This window comes from Pseudomonas sp. PSB18 (assembly GCF_014596565.1).
Classification (GTDB): Bacteria; Pseudomonadota; Gammaproteobacteria; order Pseudomonadales; family Pseudomonadaceae; genus Aquipseudomonas.
The window spans coordinates 246084-271028 of the sequence record NZ_NOIN01000005.1 but is presented as its reverse complement, the minus strand read 5'-3'; the positions used below and the strand labels follow the sequence as shown (position 1 = coordinate 271028).

At 63.9% G+C, this 24945-nt stretch carries 23 protein-coding genes; 7 read left to right on the top strand and 16 right to left on the bottom strand.

All coding sequences use genetic code 11. The annotated features are described in order from the left end of the window. Positions 1 to 7 precede the first annotated feature (7 nt). From CGA22_RS14730 to CGA22_RS14710, 5 genes are all read left to right on the top strand, one after another. Positions 8 to 1090, top strand: coding sequence for an ATP-NAD kinase family protein (locus tag CGA22_RS14730; RefSeq protein WP_041024849.1), 1083 nt, complete (start codon positions 8 to 10; stop codon positions 1088 to 1090). Between the two features lie 2 nt (positions 1091 to 1092). After that, entirely contained in the window at positions 1093 to 2070 is a 978-nt protein-coding gene (locus tag CGA22_RS14725; RefSeq protein ID WP_041024848.1) for a thiamine pyrophosphate-dependent dehydrogenase E1 component subunit alpha, read from the top strand. A gap of 35 nt (positions 2071 to 2105) precedes the next feature. Next, positions 2106 to 3122, top strand: a complete 1017-nt coding sequence (locus CGA22_RS14720) for an alpha-ketoacid dehydrogenase subunit beta (RefSeq protein ID WP_041024847.1) — start codon at positions 2106 to 2108, stop codon at positions 3120 to 3122. After that, complete coding sequence (locus tag CGA22_RS14715; protein ID WP_041024846.1) at positions 3122 to 4234, top strand: acetoin dehydrogenase dihydrolipoyllysine-residue acetyltransferase subunit; 1113 nt, start codon at positions 3122 to 3124, stop codon at positions 4232 to 4234. The genes CGA22_RS14720 and CGA22_RS14715 overlap by 1 nt, the downstream gene beginning before the upstream one ends. 81 nt (positions 4235 to 4315) lie before the next feature. Continuing rightward, positions 4316 to 5380, top strand: coding sequence for a 2,3-butanediol dehydrogenase (locus CGA22_RS14710; protein WP_249776359.1), 1065 nt, complete (start codon positions 4316 to 4318; stop codon positions 5378 to 5380). A 64-nt stretch (positions 5381 to 5444) separates the two neighbouring features. On the opposite strand, the gene CGA22_RS14705 is transcribed toward CGA22_RS14710, so the two are convergent. The 16 genes from CGA22_RS14705 to CGA22_RS14630 form a co-directional block, all read right to left on the bottom strand. Next, complete coding sequence (locus tag CGA22_RS14705; RefSeq protein WP_041024844.1) at positions 5445 to 6002, bottom strand: DinB family protein; 558 nt, start codon at positions 6000 to 6002, stop codon at positions 5445 to 5447. Positions 6003 to 6125: 123 nt separating this feature from the next. Next, positions 6126 to 7043, bottom strand: a complete 918-nt coding sequence (locus CGA22_RS14700; protein WP_041024843.1) for a dihydrodipicolinate synthase family protein — start codon at positions 7041 to 7043, stop codon at positions 6126 to 6128. Between the two features lie 183 nt (positions 7044 to 7226). After that, positions 7227 to 8255 (bottom strand): trans-3-hydroxy-L-proline dehydratase, encoded by a 1029-nt coding sequence (locus tag CGA22_RS14695; RefSeq protein ID WP_041024842.1) that lies wholly within the window; start codon positions 8253 to 8255, stop codon positions 7227 to 7229. Positions 8256 to 8361: 106 nt separating this feature from the next. Further along, a complete protein-coding gene (locus CGA22_RS14690) occupies positions 8362 to 9084 on the bottom strand; it encodes an amino acid ABC transporter ATP-binding protein (RefSeq protein ID WP_041024841.1) in 723 nt (240 codons plus the stop codon). After that, positions 9077 to 9727, bottom strand: a complete 651-nt coding sequence (locus CGA22_RS14685; protein WP_041024840.1) for an amino acid ABC transporter permease — start codon at positions 9725 to 9727, stop codon at positions 9077 to 9079. The genes CGA22_RS14690 and CGA22_RS14685 overlap by 8 nt, the downstream gene beginning before the upstream one ends. Before the next feature lie 9 nt (positions 9728 to 9736). Continuing rightward, entirely contained in the window at positions 9737 to 10402 is a 666-nt protein-coding gene (locus tag CGA22_RS14680) for an amino acid ABC transporter permease (protein WP_041024839.1), read from the bottom strand. After that, positions 10395 to 12173, bottom strand: a complete 1779-nt coding sequence (locus CGA22_RS14675; protein ID WP_041024838.1) for an aconitase X — start codon at positions 12171 to 12173, stop codon at positions 10395 to 10397. The genes CGA22_RS14680 and CGA22_RS14675 overlap by 8 nt, the downstream gene beginning before the upstream one ends. Positions 12174 to 12183: 10 nt before the next feature. Then, positions 12184 to 13002, bottom strand: a complete 819-nt coding sequence (locus CGA22_RS14670; RefSeq protein WP_188258630.1) for a transporter substrate-binding domain-containing protein — start codon at positions 13000 to 13002, stop codon at positions 12184 to 12186. A gap of 231 nt (positions 13003 to 13233) precedes the next feature. Then, the gene (locus CGA22_RS14665; RefSeq protein ID WP_041024836.1) at positions 13234 to 13983 is read right to left on the bottom strand and encodes an AraC family transcriptional regulator; all 750 of its coding nucleotides are present in this window, start codon (positions 13981 to 13983) and stop codon (positions 13234 to 13236) included. Positions 13984 to 14151: 168 nt separating this feature from the next. Beyond that, entirely contained in the window at positions 14152 to 15408 is a 1257-nt protein-coding gene (locus tag CGA22_RS14660) for an FAD/NAD(P)-binding oxidoreductase (protein WP_041024835.1), read from the bottom strand. After that, positions 15405 to 15641, bottom strand: a complete 237-nt coding sequence (locus CGA22_RS14655; protein ID WP_041024834.1) for a 2Fe-2S iron-sulfur cluster-binding protein — start codon at positions 15639 to 15641, stop codon at positions 15405 to 15407. Before CGA22_RS14655 ends, CGA22_RS14660 begins: the two co-directional genes overlap by 4 nt. A gap of 160 nt (positions 15642 to 15801) precedes the next feature. Continuing rightward, positions 15802 to 16920, bottom strand: coding sequence for an NAD(P)/FAD-dependent oxidoreductase (locus tag CGA22_RS14650; protein WP_041020899.1), 1119 nt, complete (start codon positions 16918 to 16920; stop codon positions 15802 to 15804). Further along, positions 16917 to 17849, bottom strand: coding sequence for a 4-hydroxyproline epimerase (locus CGA22_RS14645; RefSeq protein ID WP_041020898.1), 933 nt, complete (start codon positions 17847 to 17849; stop codon positions 16917 to 16919). Before CGA22_RS14645 ends, CGA22_RS14650 begins: the two co-directional genes overlap by 4 nt. A gap of 115 nt (positions 17850 to 17964) precedes the next feature. After that, positions 17965 to 18876, bottom strand: a complete 912-nt coding sequence (locus tag CGA22_RS14640; protein WP_188258629.1) for a hypothetical protein — start codon at positions 18874 to 18876, stop codon at positions 17965 to 17967. 142 nt (positions 18877 to 19018) lie between these two features. Beyond that, on the bottom strand, positions 19019 to 19690 hold the full coding sequence (locus tag CGA22_RS14635; protein ID WP_041021399.1) for a GntR family transcriptional regulator: 672 nt from the start codon (positions 19688 to 19690) through the stop codon (positions 19019 to 19021). A gap of 113 nt (positions 19691 to 19803) precedes the next feature. Next, positions 19804 to 20970 (bottom strand): MFS transporter, encoded by a 1167-nt coding sequence (locus tag CGA22_RS14630; RefSeq protein WP_041021398.1) that lies wholly within the window; start codon positions 20968 to 20970, stop codon positions 19804 to 19806. 136 nt (positions 20971 to 21106) lie between these two features. Between CGA22_RS14630 and CGA22_RS14625 the strand changes: the two genes are divergently transcribed. Beyond that, a complete protein-coding gene (locus tag CGA22_RS14625; RefSeq protein ID WP_041021397.1) occupies positions 21107 to 22510 on the top strand; it encodes a PLP-dependent aminotransferase family protein in 1404 nt (467 codons plus the stop codon). Between the two features lie 292 nt (positions 22511 to 22802). Then, positions 22803 to 24932: a TonB-dependent siderophore receptor gene (locus CGA22_RS14620; RefSeq protein WP_041021396.1), complete on the top strand. Its 2130-nt coding sequence runs from the start codon at positions 22803 to 22805 to the stop codon at positions 24930 to 24932. Positions 24933 to 24945 lie beyond the last annotated feature (13 nt).

Here is a 24945-nt window from a genome sequence, read left to right as displayed (position 1 = left end):
TGGCACCATGAGCCGCCGCCCCCTGACCGTGGGCATCATCGCCAACCCTGCCTCGGGACGCGACGTGCGGCGCCTGACCGCCAACGCCGGGCTGTTTTCCAGCACCGACAAGGTCTCGGTGATCCAGCGCTTGCTGGCGGCTTTCGGCGCCACCGGCATCGAACAGGTGCTGATGCCCACCGACATGACCGGCATTGCCGCTGCCGTGCTGAAGAACAGCCACAGCCGCCAGGCGCGCGACAGTCATTGGCCGGCCCTGGAGTTTCTCGACCTGACCTTGCGCCAGACCGTCGAAGACACCCGCAGGGCTGCGCGCCTGATGGCCGAGCGCGAGGTGGCGCTGATCGCCGTGCTCGGCGGCGACGGCACCCACAAGGCCGTGGCCGCCGAAGTGGGGGATATCCCGTTGCTGACCCTGTCCACCGGCACCAACAACGCTTTCCCTGAGTTGCGCGAAGCCACCACGGCAGGGCTCGCCGGCGGGTTGTACGCCAGCGGCCGGATCCCCGAACAGATCGGCTTGCGGCGCAACAAGCGCTTGCTGGTGTGCGAGGCACAGCGCGGTCTGCGGGAAATCGCTCTGGTGGACGTCGCCGTGTCGCCGCTGCGCTTCGTCGGTGCCCGTGCCATCAGCCGGGCGGCAGATCTGGCCGAAGTCTTCGTGACCTTTGCCGAGCCGCAATCCATTGGCCTGTCGGCCTTGTGTGGCTTGTGGCTGCCGGTGACGCGGCAGGAGCCGGGCGGGGCCTGGATGCGCCTGGACCCGCAATCGCCCGAAGCGCTGCTGGTGCCGCTGGCCCCTGGCCTGTTGCAGGGCTGCGGCGTGCTCGCGGCCGGCCGCCTGGAACCAGGCGTGACCCACCCGTTGGCGCTGTCCAGCGGCACTCTGGCCCTGGATGGCGAACGGGAAATCGAATTCAACCCGCACGACCGTCCCACGGTCACCCTCGATGCCGGCGGCCCGCTGAGCATCGATGTCGACGCGGTGCTGGCCTACGCCGCGCAACAGCGCCTGTTGAGCATCGGCCGCGAACATCCGCAACACCCCCTGAACCTGCAAGTCAGTCTTCAAGACACCCCTGGAGAATAAAAATGTCGACACCGCTCACCCACGATCAACTGCTGCACGCCTACCAGGTGATGCGCACCATTCGCGCGTTCGAAGAGCGCCTGCACGTGGAATTCGCCACCGGCGAGATTCCCGGTTTCGTTCACTTGTATGCCGGCGAAGAGGCCTCGGCCGCCGGGGTCATGGCCCACCTGGGCGATGACGACTGCATTGCCTCCAACCACCGTGGTCACGGCCATTGCATCGCCAAAGGCGTGGATGTCTACGGCATGATGGCCGAGATCTACGGCAAGAAAACCGGGGTCTGCCAAGGCAAGGGCGGTTCCATGCACATTGCCGATTTCGAGAAGGGCATGCTCGGTGCCAACGGCATTGTCGGGGCAGGTGCGCCGCTGGTGGTCGGTGCGGCGCTGGCAGCCCGGCTCAAGGGCACCGACAGCGTCGCGGTGGTGTTCTTCGGCGACGGCGGTTCCAACGAAGGCGCGGTGTTCGAGGCGATGAACATGGCTTCGGTGTGGAACCTGCCGTGCCTGTTCATCGCCGAGAACAACGGCTACGCCGAGGCCACTGCATCCAATTGGTCGGTGGCTTGCGATCACATCGCCGACCGCGCCGCCGGTTTCGGCATGCCGGGGGTGACGGTGGACGGTTTTGACTTCTTCGCCGTCCACGAAGCCGCCGGGGCGGCCATCGAGCGCGCCCGGGCCGGGGAAGGGCCGTCGTTGATCGAGGTCAAGCTGACCCGCTATTACGGCCATTTCGAGGGCGATGCGCAAACGTATCGGGCACCGGATGAGGTCAAGCACTTCCGTGAACACCAGGACTGCCTGATGCAGTTCCGCGAGCGCACCACCCGGGCCGGGTTGCTCTCGGCCGAGCAACTGGACCAGGTCGACCGGGAAGTGGAGCTGCTGATCGACAACGCGGTGCGCAAGGCCAAGTCCGATCCCAAGCCTGCGGCGGCGGACCTGCTCACCGACGTCTACGTCTCCTACCCCTGAACGCCCCTTATAAAACAAGAACAGAGAATTCCATCATGGCGAGAAAAATCAGCTATCAGCAGGCAATCAACGAAGCCCTGGCTCAGGAAATGCGTCGCGATACCAGCGTGTTCATCATGGGCGAAGACGTGGCCGGTGGCGCCGGCGCACCCGGTGAAAACGACGCCTGGGGCGGTGTGCTCGGCGTCACCAAGGGCCTCTACGACCAGTTTCCCGGTCGTGTGCTCGACACCCCGTTGTCGGAAATTGGTTACGTCGGTGCGGCGGTGGGCGCGGCGACCTGCGGCGTGCGCCCGGTGTGCGAACTGATGTTCGTCGATTTCGCCGGCTGCTGCCTGGACCAGATCCTCAACCAGGCGGCGAAGTTTCGCTACATGTTCGGTGGCAAGGCTTCCACGCCCCTGGTGATTCGCACCATGGTCGGCGCCGGCCTGCGCGCCGCGGCCCAGCACTCGCAGATGCTCACGTCCTTGTGGACGCACATCCCCGGGCTGAAGGTGGTGTGCCCGTCGTCGCCCTACGATGCCAAGGGTTTGCTGATCCAGGCGATCCGCGACAACGATCCGGTGATCTTCTGCGAGCACAAATTGCTATACGGCATGCAGGGCGAGGTGCCCGAAGAGCTCTACACCATCCCGTTCGGCGAGGCCAACTTCCTGCGCGACGGCAAGGACGTGACCCTCGTGTCCTACGGCCGCATGGTCAACACCGCCATGGACGCGGCGCGCAGCCTGGCCGGGCGCGGTATCGATTGCGAGGTCATCGACCTGCGCACCACCAGCCCGATGGACGAGGACAGCATTCTCGAAAGCGTGGAGAAGACCGGGCGCCTGGTGGTCATCGATGAAGCCAACCCACGCTGCTCCATGGCCACCGATGTCTCGGCGCTGGTGGCGCAGAAAGCCTTCGGCGCGCTCAAGGCGCCGATCGAGATGGTCACCGCGCCGCACACGCCGGTGCCGTTCTCCGATTCCCTGGAAGACCTGTACATCCCTGACGCGGCGAAGATCGAACAAGCCGTGCTCAACGTGATCGAGTGGAGCAAGCGCTGATGAGCCAGATTCATACCCTGACCATGCCCAAGTGGGGTCTGTCGATGACTGAAGGCCGGGTCGATGCCTGGCTCAAGGAGGAGGGCCAGGCCATTACCAAGGGCGACGACGTGCTGGACGTGGAGACCGACAAGATCTCCAGCAGCGTCGAAGCGCCGTTCTCCGGCGTGTTGCGTCGGCAGATCGCGCGGCAGGACGAAACCCTGGCGGTCGGCGCGTTGCTGGGCATTGTCGTCGACGGCGAGGCCAGCGACGCCGAGATCGATGCGGTCATCGAGCAATTCCAGTCCAGTTTCGTGCCGGGCGACACCGGCGATGAAGACACCGGCGCGAAACCGCAGAAGGTCGATCTGGACGGGCGGGTTATCCGCTACTTTGAACGCGGCGAAGGCGGCATGCCCTTGGTGTTGGTCCACGGTTTTGGCGGGGACCTGAACAACTGGCTGTTCAACCACGAGGCCTTGGCGGCCGGCCGCCGGGTGATCGCCCTGGACCTGCCGGGCCATGGCGAGTCCGGCAAGGCCCTGCAACGGGGCGACCTGGACGAGCTGAGCGGCGCGGTGCTGGCCTTGCTCGATCACCTGGACATCAGCGTCGCGCATCTGGTGGGGCATTCCATGGGCGGCGCCGTGTCGCTGAACACCGCACGCCTGACGCCCCAGCGGGTGCGTTCCCTGACGCTGATCGGCAGCGCCGGCCTCGGCCCTGAGATCAACGGCGGCTACCTGCAAGGCTTTGTCGAGGCCTCCAATCGCAACGCCCTCAAGCCGCAATTGGTGCAGTTGTTCTCCAACGCCGAGCTGGTCAACCGCCAGATGCTCGACGACATGCTCAAGTACAAGCGCCTGGAGGGCGTGGAGACAGCGTTGAAGCAGCTGTCGGCGACCTTGTTCGCCGATGGTCGCCAACAGGTGGACTTGCGCGAAGTGGTGCAGGCCGGTCACGTGCCGACCCTGGTGATCTGGGGCAGTGACGACGCGATCATCCCGGCGGCCCATGGCGAGGGGCTGGAGGCTCAGGTGGAGGTGCTGAGCGGTCAAGGCCACATGGTGCAGATGGAAGCGGCCGAGCAGGTCAATCGATTGATCCTTGAGTTCATTGAACCGCACTGATCGAACGGGCGACGCGCGAGTCGTCGCCCCCAAGCATTCTGGAGAAACGCTATGAACGCTTCAATCAAGCCTACCCGCAGCATGCGCGCCGCCGTCTGGCATGGCCGTAACGATATCCGCGTCGAAGACGTACCGTTGCCCGTTTCGCCGCCCGCCGGCTGGGTGCAGATCCGCGTCCAGTGGTGCGGCATCTGCGGCTCCGACCTGCATGAATACGTGGCCGGACCGGTGTTCATTCCGGTGGACGCGCCACACCCACTGACCGGTATCAAGGGCCAGTGCATCCTCGGCCACGAGTTTTGCGGCGAAATCGTCGAATTGGGGGCCGGGGTAGAGGGCTTCAGCGTTGGCGAGCCGGTGGCGGCAGATGCCTGCCAGCACTGCGGGACCTGCTACTACTGCACCCACGGGCTCTATAACATCTGCGAGAACCTGGCGTTCACCGGCCTGATGAACAATGGCGCGTTCGCGGAGCTGGTCAATGTGCCGGCCAATCTGCTCTACAAGTTGCCCGCCGGTTTTCCTGCCGAGGCCGGCGCGCTGATCGAGCCGTTGGCGGTGGGCATGCACGCGGTGAAGAAGGCCGGAAGCCTGCTGGGCCAGAACGTCGTGGTGGTCGGCGCCGGGACCATTGGCCTGTGCACCATCATGTGTGCCAAGGCCGCCGGGGCGGCCCAGGTGATTGCCCTGGAAATGTCCAGCGCGCGCAAGGCCAAGGCCCTGGAGGTCGGTGCCAGTCATGTCATCGATCCCAACCAGTGCGATGCGCTGGCTGAAGTGCGCCGCCTGACCGGGGGGCTGGGGGCCGATGTCAGCTTCGAGTGCATCGGCAACAAGCACACCGCCAAGTTCGCCATCGACCTGATCCGCAAGGCCGGCAAATGCGTGCTGGTGGGGATTTTCGAGGAACCGAGCGAATTCAACTTCTTCGAACTGGTGTCCACCGAGAAGCAGGTGCTCGGCGCGCTGGCCTACAACGGCGAATTTGCCGATGTCATTGCGTTCATTGCCGATGGCCGCCTGGACATCTCGCCGCTGGTGACCGGGCGCATCCAGCTGGAGCAGATCGTCGGGCAGGGCTTCGAGGAGCTGGTCAACAACAAGGAGCACAACGTGAAGATCATCGTGTCACCGGCGCGGACCTGATTTTTCCCGATGTGGGCGATTGGCGATGGCCGGCGGCGGCCATCGCATTTTTTAAGCCTTGGGTTCAATCCGGCAGATACGCCCGCCAGACGTGGCCTTCGTCGAGTTGCAACTGCTGTTCTTCCGTTTGCCGGAACTTGCGGTCGCAATCGAGGAAGAACTCGTCGAGCTGCGGCGGTTCGAGGTCGGTGTCGCTGAGCATCGTGTGGACCTGTCCACGGTGGTGGATCTGGTGCTCGAACAGGTGCAACAGCAACCGGTCGATACGCTCGAGCACCACGGCACCGTCGGCGCGTACCAGTTCGACGGACCGGGCGAGGTCTTTTTCCCGCAGGGATTCGCAGAACGCCACCAATCGCCGGTCGGTGCGGGCCTGGTTTTGCACCAGGTCGGCAAAGGCCAGGGTTTCGGAGAAATCCTTGATCTGACCGTCACGATCGCCTTCCAGGGCGGTGAGGTAATAGCGATCCACCTCCAGGATATGGCAGAGCGTGGCTTGTATGGACGGAAAGAACCCCGTGCGTCGCGTCAGGTATTCGTCCTCGCTCAACTGCGCACAGGTGCCGAGCAGCCGGTGGTTGGCCCATTGATTGTTCAGGGCCTGGGCCAGGAAATAATTCATGGAAAGCCTTCCTTGTGGGAGCGAGCCTGCTCGCGATGACGGCGGTACATTCAGCATAGCCGTTCCAGACAGACCGCTATCGCGAGCAGGCTCGCTCCCACAGGGGAGTTCATTTGCCTCGGGTCAGAGCCCCACATCCGGCAGCACCGGGCGATTCGCCAGGGCCTTGGCCATGATCTGTTCCACATACACCCGGTCTTCTTCCGGCAGGGCCAGGCGTGGTGGGCGGGTGAGGGCGCTGCCGCGGCCGGCGATGGCTTCGCACAGCTTGATGCATTGCACCAGGTCGGCGCGGGCATCGAGGTGCAGGATCGGCATCAGCCATTCGTAGATCGGCATCGCTTCGGCGAAACGCCCGTCACGGGCCAGGCGGAAGATGGTTTCGCCTTCCTTCGGGAACACGTTGGACATGCCCGAGACCCACCCTTCGGCGCCCACGGCCAGGCTTTCCAGCACCACGTCGTCGAGGCCCGCGAACAGGACAAAGCGATCACCCACTTCGTTGCGCACGTCGATGAAGCGCCGGGTGTCGCCGGAGGAGTCCTTGAAGCACACCACGTTGTCGCAATCGGCCAGGGAAATCAGGATGTCCGGGGTCACGTCGTTCTTGTAGATCGGTGGGTTGTTGTAAACCATCAGCGGCACGTCGGCATGCCGGGCGACATAGCGAAAGTGCTCGGCGGTTTCGAACGGCTTGGAGCCGTAGACCAGTGCCGGCATCAGCATCACACCGTCGACCCCGACCTTGCGCACCGCATTGGCGACCTTGGCCGCTTGCACGCTGGTGAATTCGGCCACGCCGCAGATCACCGGCACGCGCCCCCGGGAAGCGTCCACCGCGACTTCGGTCACGGCGATTTTTTCTTCGGCGCTCAACGAGGTGTTTTCCCCCACGGAACCGCAGACCACCAGGCCCGAGACTCCGTCACGGATGACGTTGGAAATGACCTCATGGGTCTTGTCCAGGTTGATGGAAAAGTCATCGTTGAATTGGGTGGTGACGGCGGGGAATACGCCGCTCCAGTTGATGCGTTTGCTCATGGGTTGTCTCCAGTGGTTAATGGTTTGTGGCGAGGGGATTCATCCCCGCTGGGGCGCGAAGCGGCCCTGAATCTGGCGACTCGGTGTATCTGAGAGGGCCAAGGGGCCGCTTCGCAGCCCAGCGGGGCGGTGCGACGTTTCGCTGAATCCCCTCGCCACAAGGGATCGATGTGAGTTCGAAAATCATGCGCCAGGCCACGTATCTGAAAGCCGATAGCCCTGCGGCCACGGATCGGCCGGATCCAGCAGCAGTTGATGGGTCCCGGTGATCCACGCTCGCCCGGCAATGCACGGGTAGATCGCCGGGCGCCCGGCCACGTCGGTCAGCGAGTCGATGCGGCAGTGGAATTCGGAACCGATGATCGAGCGTCCGATGAACTGTTCACCCACCTGCATCAACCCCTTGGCCTGCAGCACCGCCATGCGCGCCGAGCAGCCGGTGCCGGTAGGGGAGCGGTCGATCTTGCCGGGTTGGATCACCACGGCGTTGGCGCCGGTCGCGACACCGGCTTCCATGAGGATGGGCGCGGCGATCTGGCAGAACGAGATGTGCGACCAGTCTGGGTTCAGCGGATGCTCGAAACCCAGTTGCTCATTGGCGGCCCGGGTGATTTTCAGCCCGACGGCTACAAGGTCGGCGGCCTCGTCAGGGCGGATGGCAAAGCCCAGGCGCTGGGCGTCGGCGATGACGAAACTGTCGCCGCCATAGGCGGTGTCCACCTGCAGCGAGCCCAGGCCCTCGACTTCGATCCAGGCGTCGAGACGGTCGGCGAAGGAGGGCACGTTCTTGATCTCCACCCGTTGCACCTTACCGTCGCGGCAATCGGCGACGGCTTCGATCAACCCGCCAGGGGCCTCCAGTACCAGTCGGGTCTGGGGTTCGGTCATGGGCAGGATGCCGCTGTCCAGTAGCACAGTCGCGACGCACAGGGAGTTGGAGCCGGACATCGGCGGCGTGTCGGCCGGCTCCATGATGATCCAGGCCATCTGTGCCCGCGGGTCCTTGGCCGGCACCAGCAGGTTGACGTGGCGGAACACGCCGCCACGGGGCTCGTTGAGGACGAAGTTGCGCAGGGTCTCGTCCCGGGCGATCCAGCGTGACTGTTCCCATACCGTGGCACCGGGCGGAGGGGCGACGCCGCCGACGATCACATCGCCGACTTCGCCTTCGGCGTGGCAGCTGACGATGTGGATGATTTTTGATGAGCGCATTGGGTTGTTCCTTGTGTTGTCCGTTCCGGCCTCATCGCGAGCAGGCTCGCTCCCACAGGGTACAAATCCCATGTGGGAGCGAGCCTGCTCGCGATAGGGCCATTGGCTATTTCACCGACTTGAGAAACGCTGCCGTCTCCCGCTGCATCGGATTGCCGATCACCTGGTCCGGCGGCCCGATCTCATGCACCCGGCCATTGCAGAAGAACGCCACGCGATCGGACACGTCCCGGGCGAAGCGGATCTCGTGGGTCACCAACACCATGGTCATGCCGTCCTCGGCGAGCATGCGCATGGTGTCCAGCACCTCGCCCACCAGTTGCGGGTCCAGGGCCGAGGTGGCTTCGTCGAACAGCATGTAGTCCGGCGACATCGCCAAGGCCCGGGCGATGGCCATGCGCTGTTGCTGGCCGCCGGACAGCTTGTTCGGGAAGGCCTTGAGCTTGTCCCCCAGGCCCACGTGCTCCAGTTGCTTCACCGCCAGGGCCTCGGCGTCCTGTTTGCTCTTGCCCAGCACCTTGCGCGGCGCCAGCATCACGTTCTCCAGCACGGTCAGGTGCGGGAAGGCATTCCATTGCTGGAAGACGATGCCGATCTTCTGCCGCAAGTGATTGAGATCGGTGGCGCGGTCATGGACCTCGACACCGTCCACGCGGATGCTGCCTTGCTGGATCGGCTCCAGGCCGTTGATGCACATCAGCAGGGTCGACTTGCCGGAACCCGAGCCACCGATGATCGACACCACTTCACCCTTGTCCACGGTCAGGCTCACACCCTTGACCACTTCCAGGTCGCCGAAGGATTTGTGCACGTTCTCGATCTCAATCATTTTCCTGCCACCTTCTTTCCAGACGTGCGCCGAGGCGGGCGACCACCAGGCTCATGACGTAGTAAATGAGGCCTGCGATGCACAGCACCAGCAGGGGTTCCTGAATGCGCGTGACGATGGTTTGCGAGGCACGCAGCAGCTCGACGATGCCGATCCACATCACCAGCGCGGTGTCCTTCATTACCCCGAGTACCAGGTTCAGCCAGCCGGGAAACGCTACGCGCGTGGCAATCGGCAGGACGATGAAGCGCAGGTCCTGCAGGTAGCTCAAGCCCAGGGAACGGCTGGCCCGTCGGGTGCTCAGCGGCACCGCCAGCACCCCGCCGCGGACGATTTCGGTGAAGTACGCGGCGGCGTAGACGCCGAGCACGATGCAGCCGACGGCGAAGGCGCTGAGGTTCAGGCCGACGATGCTCTTGAGTGAGTTGAACAGCACGAACTGGATCAGCAACGGCACGCTGCGAAACACGTCCAGTACCCAGGCCAGTGGCAGGCTGGCCCGGGGCAACAGGGCCCGGAGCAGGCCGAACAGCAACCCGGCCAGGGTGCCGAGCAGGATCGACCAGGCGGTCAACTGCAGCGTGACCCAGGCCCCGTCGAGCAAGAACAACAGGTCGTTAACGGTGAGGCTTGTTGCAAACATGACCGGCCCTCAGTAACGAAACAGGCGCCAGGACAACAGCCGGGCGAGCCCGACGATCAGCTTGGCGATCAGGTAATACAGCGCGGCCGCGAGGGCAAAGTATTCGAAGGTGCGGAACGTCTTGACGTTGTATTCCTGGGTCACCCCGGTGAGGTCGTTGTTCAGGCCGACCACCACGCCCAGGGAGGTCATCAGCACCGCCCAGACCATCTGGTTGGTCAGCGGGTAGAACACGATGCGCAGCAGTTGCGGGACGATGATCATCCGATAGGCCTGGAACGCGCTCATGCCCAGGGAGCGGGCGGCGCGCATCTGGGTACCGGGCACGGCCTTCAGGCCACCGCGAAAGTTCTCCGCCAGGTAACCGGCATTGTTGAAGGTGATCCCGGCCAGCAAGGCCAGCCAGGAACTGACGTGCAGCCCGAGGGAGCCGAGGCCGAAGTAGAGGATGTAGATCTGGAACAGCGACGGCGTGTTGCGGGCGATGGACACCCAGCCATTGCCGATGCCGCGCAGCAATGGATGGCGTGCCTGGCGCATCACCGTCAGCACCAGCGCGATCAGCACGCCGAAGATCATCGACAGCGCCGCGGTCTCGAACGTGACCCAGGCCCCGGCGAGCATGTCGGGCAATGCGCGCAGGGCCGGGCGCCATTGGAAGCTGTAGTCAAACATGGAAGGGATTCCCCCGGCGGGTGGCAGGTTGCAGCCAGAGCGGTGGCTGACCAGTGGCGGTGGCGGTGCACGCGGCGTCGACGCAGGCCGCGAGGCTGGCGAAGTGCACCCCGCGTCCCACCAGGCCGGGTGCGTAATGGGCGTATTTGCCGGAGTTGGTCATCAGGGTGGTGGCATCGACCGGGATGACCGGTTCGCCCAGCATGCACCAGCAGGTGTCGGTCACCAGCGTCGCACCGAAGGCCTCGATGGCGTCCAGGTGACCTGCCTGGCGGGCCTGTTCCAGTACCGCGCGGCCGCAGGTGATGGCGAGTACCACGTCCGGGTGCTTGCTCCAGCCGGTGCAAAGAGCCGCCAGGGCGGCAAATTCGCTGAGGGAAAAGTGCGGGTTGCCCAGGGAAACCACATCCACCCGGTTGTCCCGGGCACTGTTCAGCTCACGCCAACTGGCAAGCAGGCCCGCGGCATCGACGGTTTCCATCGGTAGCGGACAATCCGCCGCCACGACATCGGCCGGGTCGAGGGCTTCCGGTGTGACCCCGGCGATGTGGAACAGGGGCGCGGCACTGGTAGTGGCGAACGCGGCGCCGAAGGCCTTCAGGTCATCCAGGGTCGGTGCGGCGTGTTCCAGGCCGCGTATCAACGGAATGCGCCGGCCCGTCAGGCCGCCGATGTGATAGCCCAGCAGCGGATAGAAACTGTCGTCGACCGTGCCCAGTCCCGGCACATCGACGATCAGCCCGGCCTTGCGCTGCTCGTCCAGATGACAACCGGTCAAGGGCGCGCGGCCGCACAAGGCAATGCAGATATCCAGGAAGTCCGGGTACTTCTGCGTGCGAGCCCCAAGCACACTGTTGGCGTAGACCACCGCGTTGGACTCGGCCCAGACGATCTGCTCGCCGGCCTTGGGCGCGCTATCCAGCAGATACGGCGCGCAGGTGAAGCTCAGCTGCGCGCCCATCGCCATGTAGGCATCGCCCAAGGCACTCGCCGGTTCGCCCAAGGCCGGGTCTATGCCCAGTTCCCGCCAGCGGCGCTGGTCCACGGAAATGGAATTGAGGGTGGTGGGCACGCGCACCTTCGCGCCCCACTGCACCAATTGTTCGGCAAAGCGCAGGCTGGCCGGGCCGGTGTAGATGCAACCGTCGATGTGGGCCTGGGTCACGTCCAGCAATTGCGTGGCACCCTGGATCTCGGCCATGCGCAAGACGATTTGCATCGCCACCTGGGCGGCCTTGCCATGGCTGCCGTCGAGCAGTGCCCGGTCCTGTTCGGTGAGGTTGACCGTAGACGGCATGGGCGGCGGCAAGGGAACGTCTGCCCCATCCCAGTGATCGTTGGGGCGCCGGCCGGACAGAGTCAGGCAATCGCCTTCGATGCGCACGAAACCCTGGCCGCGCAAACCGTCGAAGGCTTCACGACCGATCTGCACCACTGGCAGGGAACGCTGGAAAATCAACTGCGCAACCAGCACGCCCAAGGTCAGGATCTCATCCGTTTCGGCCAGCACCAGGGCGGCGGGTGCATGGCCGTTACTGATCAGCTCCATCAAGACGCTGCTGCCGGTGCACGAGCCGCGCCCGCTGGGAATCGCCAGCACGCGCCCGGCCAGGCGCTCGCCGCTGAGCGGGTGGTGCCGGTCGATGACTTCACCGCTGGCCGGATCCACACCGCCCCAGAAACTCAAGCCCACATCGGCAAAGAGCAGGGCGCCCTGGGCGGCACCCTCCACCAGACTGCGGCCCACGACACGGATAGGCGTGCTTGGCATGCCCCGATCCTCAGTAATAGACCTGCGGGACGGTCAGGTTGGCCGGCGGAATGTCGGTGCCGACCCATTTGACGAACAGCTCTTTGTACCGGCCGGTGCGCACCTGTTGGTTGACGAACAGGTTGAGGTAGTTGATCAGGCCGAACTCGTTACGCTTGGCGCCGAGGGACACATAGTCGATGACATAAGGCGCGTCGCCGGCGATCTTCAGGTTCTTGTATTTGCCCGACTTGATGGTCGCGGCGGCCACGGTGTTGGTTACAACCGTCGCGTCGATGTGCCCCTGGGCGACGGCCAGCAGCGTGTCGTTCTGCGACTGGTAGGCGCGGAAGCTGCCGCTGCCCCAGTTCTTCTGGTCTTTCTCCAACGCGATGGCTTCGTAGGTGCCGCTGGTATTGCCCACGGCCTTGCCCTTGAGGTCGGCGAAGCTGTTGATGCCGGTGTTGTCGCGAGTCAGCACCACCATCTGGAAGGCGAAGTAGGGCACGGTCAGGCCAACGGTCTTGGCCCGTTCCAGGGTGTCGGAGGTGGAAGCGACGATGACATCGGCGCGGCCGGAAATGAGTGCCGGGATCCGGTCCGGGAACGGTGTTTCCACGACTTCGGCATCTACCCCCAGGACCTTCGCCAGATCGTGGCAGTAGTCCACGTCGAAGCCCGCCGGTTTGTTGCTTTCATCACGAAAACCCATGGGTGGGAAGTCCAGGGTTACCGCACAGCGCAGCTTGCCGGAGCCGATGATGTCATCGAGCTTGTCAGCATAGGCGGGGGTGATGAACAGAGGTGCCAGGACAACACTTAACGCTACGGCCAATGCAGGGTTCTTCATAAATGCCTCGCTGTCGAATAAATGCGGTGAGATATCGTATTGAGGATTTCGTATACGATATTAGATAAGCAATCGGCGTGCCTGTCTGTGGATTTTTTCGCGCTCATGGATAACTCGTTGATTACGAAGCAGTAATAAGAGGCGCTGGGGTCGAAGGGTGTCGAAGGCCGTTTCAGTCAGGTGTTACAGATGGGAGCAATGGGCGCTCCGGTGCCCTGTAAGGGAACAGATTCAATGTTGGCTTTCGCGGTACTGGCTTGGCGACAGGCTGGTCAAGGCGCGGAACTGGCGGCTGAACGCGCTGTGGTCGGTGTAGCCGCAACGCAAGGCGATCTCGGTGATAGGCAGGTCTCTGTCCAACAGCAGGCGCGAGGCTTCTTCCAGTCGGGCCTTGTGAATCATCTGCCGGGGCGTGAGCTGGAAAATGCGTTTGCAGTGCCGCTCCAATTGCGCCACCGACAATCCAGCGATGGCGGTCAGCTCGGCAAGGCTGATGGGGCGGGCAAAGTGGTTTTTGATATGGGCATCCACCGCCGCCAGTTTCTGGAAGGCCGGGTGGCTGGACTGTGGCAGTTGAAGGTCCCGGGAGATGCCGGCCAGGCCGACGATCTGGCCGTTGGGTTCGCGCAGGGCGATTTTATGGGTCAGGCACCATACCGGCTGATTGCCGTAGTACAGGTGCAGTTCGAGTTGATCGGCCAGCTCCCGACCGCTGGCCAGCACCCGTCGATCCTGTTCGGTATACAGCGGACCGAAGCGCTCGGGGAATACCTGCTCGGCGGTAAGGCCGAGCAGATCGGCGCTGTGCTTGAAGCTACAGCGCCGGGCCAGGGTCTGGTTGACGAAGGCGTAGCGGGCCTGGGTGTCCTTGATGAAGAACACCACGTCCGCGAGGGTGTCGAGCAGCGGTGCGATGGATTGCAGGCTGTGGAGCAGGGTGTCCAGGTCGCAGGGGGGGAAGGAGGTGAGCGAGGGATACATGGGGCGGCATCATTTCGGGTGGGGGCAAGGGTTGCGCAAGAGTAGCAGCAGAATGATCGGCCAACTCATGTGGGAGTTCGCGATAGCGGTGTGTCAGCAACCTATCGGTATCTGATAAAGCGTTATCGCGAGCAGGCTCGCTCCCACAAGGAGCCGCGCTTATGCAGCCTATGTAGGCGGGGTTTCTTCCAGCCCCAGCAAGGTTTCGATCCGCGCGGGGCTGAACGGTGGGCGTGGAGTGGGGGGCGTCCAGTCGAACAGATACTCCAGGGCAGCGCCGCAGACCCGGCCCTGGCAGGCGCCCATGCCACAACGGCTGGCGAGCTTGGCTTCGCGCCAGCTCACGTGGCCGATCAGATCGCCGTAGGGCACGTCTTCGCACCGGCAGACCAAGGTGTCGACCCGGGACAGGGACTTGAGCCGCGGATCGAGGGCGAAGGCCTGGTTCAGTGTCCGGGCGAAACCCTGCCAGCGTTCCCGACGCGGCCACAGGCGTTGGGCGGCCGCGGTATCGCCGACTGCCGCGTGACCGGCGATGGCGCCTTCCACCAGCGCCAGTTCGCTGCCGCCGAAACCGGTGCATTCACCGGCGGCGTAATGGTCCTGGCGGGTGGTCGCCTGCCAGGCATCCACCGCGAGGGCGTTCTCGGCAAGCTCGCAGCCCAGGGCCTGGCCGAGCTGGGTATTGGGGATGAGCCCGAAGCCACACGCCAACCGATCGCAGGCCAGCTCGACGATCCTGCCCTGTTGCAGCAAACGCACGCCTTCGAGCCGCTCTTGCCCCAAGGCCTCCAGCACATGGCTTGCGGTGCGGTAGTGCCGGTCGAACAGAGCGAACGTTTGCAGGAGCTTGCCCGGCCAGCGCGGCAATTGCGCGGCGAAACCGGCCACGGCGGCACGGCTGGCCTGCTCGGCCACCCGCAGCACGTGAGCACCCTGGTGCCTGGCCGTGGCGGCGCTGGCCAGCAGCAGTGGCCCACTCCCGGCGATCACCAAGCGTTCATCCCGTACCGGCAGGCCCGCCTTGATCAATGCCTGCAAGCCGCCGGCGCCAGTGACGCCGGGCAGGGTCCAGCCGGGGAAGGGCAGCAGCAACTCCCGGGCACCGGTGCACAGGATCAAACGCTCGTAGTTGATCTGCCAACCGCGCTCGGCATTCTCCACCAACAGGGTTTTATCGGAGACGCTGGCGATGACCCGGGTGCCCGTATGGCAGCGCACATTGGCACAGGCCTGCAACTGCTCGCGCAGGCGGCGTGCCGCGGCGGGCAGGCTGGCCTGGGGGCCGTCGCGCCAGATCTGCCCTCCAGGCAACGGGTTGTCGTCCAGCAGCACGATATGTGCGCCGCGGCTGGCCGCAGCCAGGGCGGCGGACATGCCGGCGGGGCCGGCGCCAATGATCAGCAGGTCGGTGGTTTCGTTCATGGTCGGGTCTGCACGTGCATGCCGTCACGGCACAGGGTCTGGCAGGCCAGGCGGCGCCGGCCATCGATCATGACCCGGCACTCCTGGCAAATACCCATGCCGCACAAAGGCGCACGTCGCTGACCGCTGACCGAGGTGCGACTGCAACCGTCCGAGCCCAAGGCCAGGGCGGCGGCGACACTGGTGCCGTGGGTGACCATGAGTGGGCGGCCGTCCAGGAATAGTTCAGGCATCTATCGGGCTCCGTATAAAACTGTGGCGAGGGGATTTATCCCCGTTGGGCAGCGGAGCAGCCCCAAGTTCAGCCGCTGCGGTGTGTCAGGTAGCTGATGGTTGCGGTTTTTGGGGGCTGCTCCGCAGCCCAGCGGGGATAAATCCCCTCGCCACAGGGATTTAGCTGACATGGGCGGGTTCTCCCAGAAAACGCTCCGGCAGGTACGCTTGAGGGGCCAGTGGCGAGGCTTCGTTGAACAGCTGCGCTACCAACAAGTCAGCCGTCGCGGGAGCCGTTGTGACCCCCAGTCCTTCATGCCCCACCGCCAACCACAGGCCCTTGCGTTGCGGGTGCTGTCCCACCAGCGGCAGGCCGTCGGGGCTGGCGGCGCGGAAGCCGGTCCAGGCGCGGATGCCGTTGAGTTGTGCCAGCCCGGGCATGTAGTCGACGGCGCGCTTGAGCATCTTCGCCAGCATCCAGCCTTCCACTTGCGGGTCGACAGTGCCGAATTGCCGCGAGGCGCCGATGAACAGTTGCCCGGTGGGACGGGGCTGGATATTGCAGGCCACCGACGGACCGCTGGCGTTGTGGGCACTGGTGACATAACCCAGTTCGACCAGGGTGTGAGTGACAGTGGCGGGGTAGCGATCAGTGATCAGCAGATGGCCCTTCTTCGGCTCGATCGGCAGCTCCGGGCACAGCTCGGTGGCCTGGATACCGTTGGCGAGGATCACCGCCTCGGCCCTCAACCAGCGCCCGTCATCCAGGCGTACCCGCGAGCCGTCCACTTCGGCGACCTGCGCCCGCTGCTGGCGGATGTGCGGGCTACCCAGCATCCAACGGGCCGCGGCGGGGGCGTAGAGGATGCCGTCGCCCTTGATCAGCAGGCCGCCTTCCAGACCTTCGCGCAACTCGGGTTCGCGCTGACGCAGGGCCCCGCGTCCGATCAGCTCGCAGTCTTCTCCGTGGGCCAGCAGATTCAGGTACTTGCTATTGGCGACCGCCATCTCCTCCACATTGGCCGCCAGCCACAGGGTGCCGTTGTTGCGCCAGGCACAGCCTTCGGGCAGGCGTTGGGCCAACTCGCGCCAGCGTCGCAGGGAATACTGACTGAGGGCCAGCTCCGCCGGATTGTCGTCCAGCACCAGCAGATGACCCATGCCGGCCGCCGTGGCGCCGTGCCAGCCGGCGTCGAGCACCAGCACTTTCAACCCGCGCTGGGACAATGCCCGGGCACAAGCCGCACCGATGATGCCGGCACCGATGACGATTACGTCGGCGATCAGGCCCTCGGTCACAGGCGAATGCCCCAGGCGAACGGGTCATCCGCGTCGATGATCAGCGTGGTTTCGGCGCTGATATAGGCCCGGCCGCGAATCGTCGGCACGATGCGCTCGCCGGCCTGTTCATAAGAACCTTCGAACTCGCTGCCGATCACACTGGCCTGACGCCAAGTCTGGCCGGGTTGCAACTTGCCGTCCGCGGCCAGGCACGCCAGCTTGGCGCTGGTGCCGGTGCCGCAAGGGGAGCGGTCGTAGGCCTTGCCGGGACAGAGTACGAAGTTGCGGCTGTCGGCGTGCGGGTCGTCGGCGAACAATTCGATATGATCGATCAGCCCGCCGTCCTCGCCACGAAAGCTTTGCTGCTCCAGCGCTTGCTGCACGGCGTAGGTGTAGGCGGTCAACGCGTCGAGGTTGTCGCTCGCCACCCGCTGGCCGTGGTCGGCGATCAGGAAGAACCAGTTGCCGCCCCAGGCCACGTCGCCTTCCACCGGGCCGATGCCGGGTACTTCCAGGTGCAGCGCCTTGCGGTAACGATAGGCGGGCACGTTGCGCACGCTGACCGAACGATCCTCATGCAAGGTGGCCTGGACAGTGCCCACCGGGGTTTCGATGCTGTGCACACCGGGGCCGATCCGGCCCAGGTGAGCCAGCGAGGCCACCAGGCCGATGGTGCCGTGTCCGCACATACCCAGGTAGCCGCTGTTGTTGAAGAAGATCACCCCGGCACAGGCATTTGGGTCGACCGGTTCACAGAGCAACGCGCCCACCAGAACGTCGCTGCCCCGGGGCTCCAGCACGCAGGCGGCGCGCCAGGCATCATGCTGCGAGGCCAGGCGCTGCCTGCGCTCGGCCATGCTGCCCTGGCCGAGGTCGGGGAAACCGTCGGTGACCAGTCGGGTCGGCTCACCGCCGGTGTGGGAATCGATCACAGTGATGCGCTTCATGGGACCACTTCCGTTCAGATAAGTGAGCGCAAGCGTGGCCCGCAACAGGGGGTGGCGGCTTGAGGGTTTTATCTGTCGTCCATGACGAAATCAGCACAGTGCCGGGGAGCGGTCATCAGTCCGACGCGTATCTCCACTGCCACTCGATGTGTTCGGTGTTGATGCCCAGGGCCTCGAACTTTTCCGCCACGTAGCGCAGGCAGGCCCCGCCGTCGGGGCGGTAATGCCCGGAGGCATCGTTGACCATGGCAATCACATGCTCCATGCGGTGCTCCCTGATCCTGAATTCTCCCGCGCACACGACGGGCCTGCCACTGCCGAGTTGGCTGTGGCGGATGTAGTTGGCCCGGTCAGCGTGTTCCCAGCGTTTATAGATGATGGAGTTCTCCGGGGTATACACCCAGGTGTAGCTATCGGACTGGTCGTTGGGCGCGAGTATTTCGCTGGTTTGCGATTTCAATTGATTGCCGATCAACTGACCATCCCACATCCCCACCAGTTGACCGACGCCGTCGATTTTCGACGGGTCATAGCAACGCCAGTGCAGGAGATCGCCGATGAAGGGCATCCATCGGATCGGGTAGGTCTGGGCGTTGAGATCGATCGATCGCTTGTCCGAATTCATCCAATCGGAAAAATGCACATGGCCCGACCATACGGCGAGCAAGTGCGAGGATGAGTTCCTGAGCCAACGGTGCACCTGCTTGAAGGACAGGTTGGTGTAGATGTCATTGGCCTTGATCAGTACGGAGTCCAGCTCCCAGTCATCGGTGGCGATCGGGTGGGCTTCGGGCCTCTGGTAGAAGGTCACGCCGTCGATTTCGGACAATGAGATCCGCGGACGGCCGAACAGTCTTGGCAGGTCGATTTCCACCGTGATGGTCTGCCCGACTCGCGGGGCTTCACAGAATAATTGCATCTGGCTGAGGGGGCCCATGGACACATAGAGGGTGTCGTCGGTGCCGGCCCAATGTTCATTGGTGATCGAGGCTGTCACCGTCAGGGTGTCTACAATGGTGTCGGTCATGATTGAAGGTGTGTTCTGTCTCTGATTAAGAAGTCACCGATTCTGGCGCCGCCTGGCAGGACCCTGGTGGTACATATGTATATGCGCAAAAAAAAAATGCCGGGTCGCTCAGCGTCCCGGCATTGTCTTTTAGCGATCAGCTTCAATGGCTGGAGGGCAAGAACTCGAACAGCGTCTTGCAGACGCCGGCGATGTGCTCGTCCAGCAGCTTCACTGCCCGTTCAACATCACCGGCACGGCAGGCATCGAGGATTTCCCGGTGCTCGTGATCGGCGCGTTCCTTGCCGGCCGACAGGCTCATCTGCATGCGCAGGTAGCGCTCCAGCTTGTCGTGGACCGAGCGGATCAGGCCGACCAGGAAGGGCCGTTGTGCCGGTTCGTAGAGGCAGGCGTGCAACTGCCAGTTGAGTTCGGCCCAACGCCCGACGTCATCCTCGCCGATGAACTCGCGGCAGATGGCCTCGGCGCGCGCGAAGGTGTCTTCGGTCATGTTGGGAATCGCCAGGCGCAGCACCTTGTCCTCCAGCAACATCCGCACTTCGAACATCTGCGCCAGCTCCACCTCGGAGATCCGCGTGACCATCGCGCCGCGATTACGCTGGAACATCACCAGCCCCTCGGCCTCCAGCCGCTTGAGGGCTTCGCGCACGGGGATCTTGCTGACGTTGAACTGACGGGCGATATCGTCCTGGCGAATCGGCTCGTCCTCGGCAAAATGCCCGGCCACGATGGCGTCGCGCAGGTGACGGGTAATGATTTCCGAAGTAGAAGGGGTGTTGCCCAGGTCAGGCAGTTTGAACTTGGATAAAGTCACGGCGGCGGGTCGGTTGCTGAGTTGGGGATATGGTATACGACTTGATGACGGTGGTGTCTCGGATCTTGACGCTACCCTCCAGACGGGTGAACCCTCGCCACAGGGTTCCGTGTTCAGCCGTGGGACAGGCGGGTGACATACGCCTCTGTCCGCACGATGACCCACCCCGTCACCAACGCCCCCAGCGACAACGCCACCCCGAACAGGACCAACGCCACATCGGCGCCAAACCGGTCAGCCAATAGGCCGGTGACCACCACCGGAATGCTGAACCCGATGTACGCAAACAGAAAGAACCCGGCACTGACCCGGGCCTTTTCCTGGCCGGCCAGCGCGGTGATCGCCGATAACCCGCCCAGGTACAGAAAACCGTAGCAGGCGCTGCTGGCCCCCAGCGCCCCGAGCAACACCGCGATCAGCGAACCGGTGCTCGCGCCCCAGGCCAGCAACCCGTAGCTCAGGGGCAGCACCAGCAAGCCAAGCCCGGTGGCCCTGGCCGGTTGCATGCGGCGGGCCCACGGCTGGAACAGCAACCCGCAACTGATCACGGTGAAGGTCGACAGGCCCGACCATTGCTGCAGGTCGTGACGTGCCAGCACCGAGGGCAGTATCGCGATGACCAGGCCCGAGGTCGCCCAGGCCAGCAGCATGGAGAAGCCGTAGGGCAGGCTGCCGGCGGGAAACAGTGGCAGGCGCAGCATCGGTGCCCGAGTCGTTCTGACGGCAGGGTCCGGCAGCCTGGACACCACGACGATCGCGATGCCGGCCAGGAGCAATTGCAGCCAGAAACTGCCGGGCACGACACTCTGATGGGCGAACAGGAACAGACTGGTCATCGCCGCTCCCAGGCCGAAGCCCAGGGAGGTGCTGGCGGTGATCCGATTGGCAGCGGAGCGGGTGTCGCCGCCGGCCATCAGCTCGGTCATATAGGCCGTCGAAGTTGCCGAGGCCAGGCCCGTGCCCACGCCCATCATCAGCCGCGCCAGGCCCAGCGCGATGAGGTTCGGCCAGATGGAGGTGATGACCGTCGCCAGCATCGACAAACCTAACGCCAGCAGTATCAGGGGGCGGCGTCCTACCCGGTCGGCCAACCCGCCGAAGGCCAGCAGCACCGGCAACACCCCCAGCACATAACACGAAAAGGCGACCGCCGTGGCGCCGGCCCCGTAGCCGGATGCCTGGGCATAGGTGGTGTACAGCGGCGCCTGCAGGTTGACCGCAAGGGTGATCAGGCAAAGGCCGAAAGCCAGTCCCCATGAATGTCGATGTTGTGCGTCCAAGCGTGTTCCCCGGGAGTCGTTGAGTAGGCGTCCGCTGGACTATCACTGCCGGGCTTCGCGGGAACAAGGAACAGGCCGAGGGGTTTTGTGATTAACTGTTCGCTAAAAATCGGCGAACACTTCGAGAGCACCCCGCATGGACCTGAACATCGACCGCAAGTCCGCCGAGCCCATGACCCGGCAACTGATGACTCGGCTCGTGGGCTGGATCAGCAGCCATCGCATTCGCCCCGGTGCGCGAATGCCTTCCATCCGGCAATTGGCCCAGGAAAATGACGTCAGCCTGTCGTGCGTGATCAAGGCCTACGACCAACTGGTTGCCAGCGGAGTGTTGGAGTCCCGGCATGGGTCGGGTTTCTTCGTCGCGCAGCAAGTGTCCCGGCCCGTGGGACCGGATGTTGAAACGGGTGAGGGGGCATGGACGTTATTCGACAACGAATCGACGCAGCTCAAGCTCGGCTGCGGCTGGCTGCCCGACACCTGGCGCGACGACGCCGATCTGGGCCAGGCGATCCGCCAGGTGGTACGCAGCGACAATCAAGCACTGTTCAACTACAGCACGCCCCTGGGCTCTGTTCCTCTGCGTCAGCACATCCAGAAGCGCCTGGGCCTGATCGACATACACGCCGATCTTGCGCAGATCCTCACCACTCAAGGCGCCAGTCATGGTCTCGACCTGTTGGTGCGCACGCTGCTCAAGCCCGGTGACCTGGTCCTGGTGGAAAGCCCCGGCTACTACAACCTGTTCAATCTGCTGAAGTTGCACGGAGTCAAGACCCTGGCGGTTCCCAGAGGCACTCAAGGCCCGGATATCGACAACATGGAACGCTTGCTCGAACAGCACAAGCCCACCTATTTCTTCATCAACAGCATGTACCAGAACCCCACCGGCACCAGCCTCGCGCCGAGTGTCGCGTATCGTCTGCTGCAACTGGCCACCCAACACGATTTCCGCCTCATCGAAGACGACATCTACGCCGACTTCCAGAACGGGCCGACGTCACGCCTCGCGACCCTGGATGGCCTGGACCGGGTGATCTACCTAGCGAGCTTTTCCAAGACACTGTCCAGTTCGCTGCGCATCGGTTATGTCGTCGCCCAACCCGAGATCATCGACCGGCTGGCCGAGGTCAAGATGGTGACCGGTATCGGCTGCTCGCTGTTGGCGGAAAATGTCGTGGCGACACTGCTCGCCAACGGGGCTTATCGCAAGTTGCTGCAACGCCTGCGCCAGCGTTTGAACAAGCAGATGGCGAGCACGCTGCGCCAACTTGACCAGGCGTATTGGGAGGTTTTCGCCGAGCCGACCGGGGGCCTGTTCGTGTGGGCCAGGCCTCGGCATGTGGGGAGCGAGCGAGTGCAGCAGATCGCCCGTGAAACGCAGGTCCAGCTTTCCCAAGGCGCCAGTTTCATGCCAGCCAGGGAGACGTGTGACTGGCTGCGGCTGAACGTGGCCTTCGTCCAGGACATTCGAGCGCAGACGTTTTTCCGGCGGATAGAAGAGGCGTCGCTGGCTGAACAGAGAAATGAAGCTGTGTGAGAGTTTGTGGGAGCGCATGAATCTGTGGGAGCAAAGCTTGCTCGCGATTGGGGATTTCAGTCGATGACGATGTTGGCGGGTCTGTCGCCATCGCGAGCAAGCTTTGCTCCCACAGGGGCCTTCGTTATAGGTCCCTGACTATGGCGCTCGGGTGGCGTGGGCTGACCCCAGGCAGCAGAGACAAGATGATAATGGGAATGTATGTCAAACAGGAATGAGTTGCTGTATCTTTCGCGACACATTTTTGTCAGCCGTCCGGAGACGGTCGGTGTCTTTCCATTAGGGTTGTGCGATGCGTCGGATTCTCGTTTCACTGTGTGTGCTCCAGGCTTATTCCGTTTCCACGTGGGCTGATGAGCCCATTGCCGCCGACCGGGCGCCGCTGGAGTTGCAGGCCACGGATATCGTGGGGCTTTCGGACAGTGAAACCGCACAGGGGCCCGTCAACGGCTATCACGCCACCCGTTCGGCCAGTGCCACGCGCACCGACACCGCCATCCATGAAACCCCGCAATCCATCAGCGTGGTGTCCCGCGACGTGGTGGAAGACCTCGGCGCCACACGCCTGCAGGATGCCCTTGATTATGCCGGCGGGGTGGGGCGGGCCAACAACTTCGGCGGCCAGGGCCTGACCACGTTCACGGTGCGCGGCTTCACCACCGGAGAGTTCTACCGCAACGGTTTCCCCATCAACCGTGGCTACCCGAACATGCCCGACGCCAATACCATCGAGCGGCTTGAAGTGCTGCGGGGGCCGGCGACCATGCTGTACGGCCGTGGCGATCCGGGCGGCACCTTCAACGTGGTGTCCAAGCAACCGCTGGCCGAGCGCACGGTGACCCTGGGCAGCCAGCTCAACGACCAGGGCATGCGTCGCGGCACGCTGGACGCATCCGGCCCGTTGGATGAAGAGGGCCGCCTGGCCTATCGCCTGAACGTGATCGGCGAGGGTGGCGACACCTTCCGCGACCACGTCGAGACCGAGCGTTATGGCGTCGCGCCGGTGGTCAGCTGGCAGGTCAACGACACCACGCGCCTGACGTTCGAAGGCGATTTCATGCGCAACAACCATCCGCTGGACCGTGGCCTGACCCATTACGCCGGCCAGCGTGGCACGGCCTCGCGGGATACCTTCTTCGGCGAAAAAGACGCCGGCAAATTGCACAACGACAACAACATGGCGCAGGTACGTTTCGAGCACATGCTCAACGACGACTGGACCCTGGCCGGCGGCACCCAGTGGCTCGACGGCACCTTGCAGGGCAACGCGGTGGAAGGCAACGGCATCGCGGCCGACGGCCGTACCCTGGGCCGTAACTTCAACTACCGCAAACTGGAATGGACCGACCGGGACACGCAGCTCAACCTCACCGGGCACTTTTCAACCGGCGGGTTCGAGCACACGCTGTTGACCGGGGTCGAGTACGAAGACTACGACTATCAGTCCATCATCCAGCGTTCCGCTGCCGGGACCGGTGCCTACCCGATCGATATCTTCAACCCGGTGTATGGCCAGCCTCGTCCGGCATTGACCCGTACCCCTACCAATGATCAGGAAAACCTCAAGACGTTCGGTGTGTTCGTCCAGGATCAGGTGGCCCTCACCGAGCGTTTGAAATTGCTGGCGGGTGCGCGTTTCGAGCGCTTTGAGCATGAGTACGAGACCTTCGTGCCCAATGGCAGGAACTGGGACAAGAACGACAGCGCGGTCACGCCGCGGGTCGGGGTGATTTACGACCTGACTGACACGGTGGCCGTCTACGCGAACACTGCTCGTTCTTTCAAGCCCAACACCGGTGCCAGCCGTCAGGGCGGCGGATTCAAGCCGGAAGAGGGTAAGTCCTATGAGATGGGCGTGAAATGGGAAGCGCTGGATCGCCAATTGAGCGTCGACGCGGCGGTGTACCAGATCGAGAAGCGTAACGTCCTCACCACGGACCCGGTGGATTCCACCTTCAGCGTCGCCGCCGGCGAAGTGCGCAGCCGCGGATTCGACCTGAACGTGGCGGGCAACCTGACGCCGGAGTGGCGCATGATCGGCGGCTACGCTTACGTCGATGCCGAGGTAACCAAGGACACCAGCATCCCCAGCGGCACCCGCCTGCTCAACGTCCCGAAGAACACCTTCAGCCTGTTGAACGTCTACGAATTCCAGGACGGTGGCCTCAAGGGGCTGGGCCTGGGAGCGGGGGTCAAATACGTGGATGAGCGGGCCGGCCAGACGGCGGCGAATGCATTCTCGATGGACAGCTACACTGTCGTCGACCTGCTCGGCTACTACAAGGTCAACGAACGGATCCGCCTCAACCTGGACCTGAAAAACCTGTTCGACGCCGATTACGAGGAAGGCGCCTTCGGCAACGTCTACGCCTACCCGGGCGCACCGCGAACGGTGCAGGCGGGCATTTCCTACACCCTCTAACGCAAGTGCAATC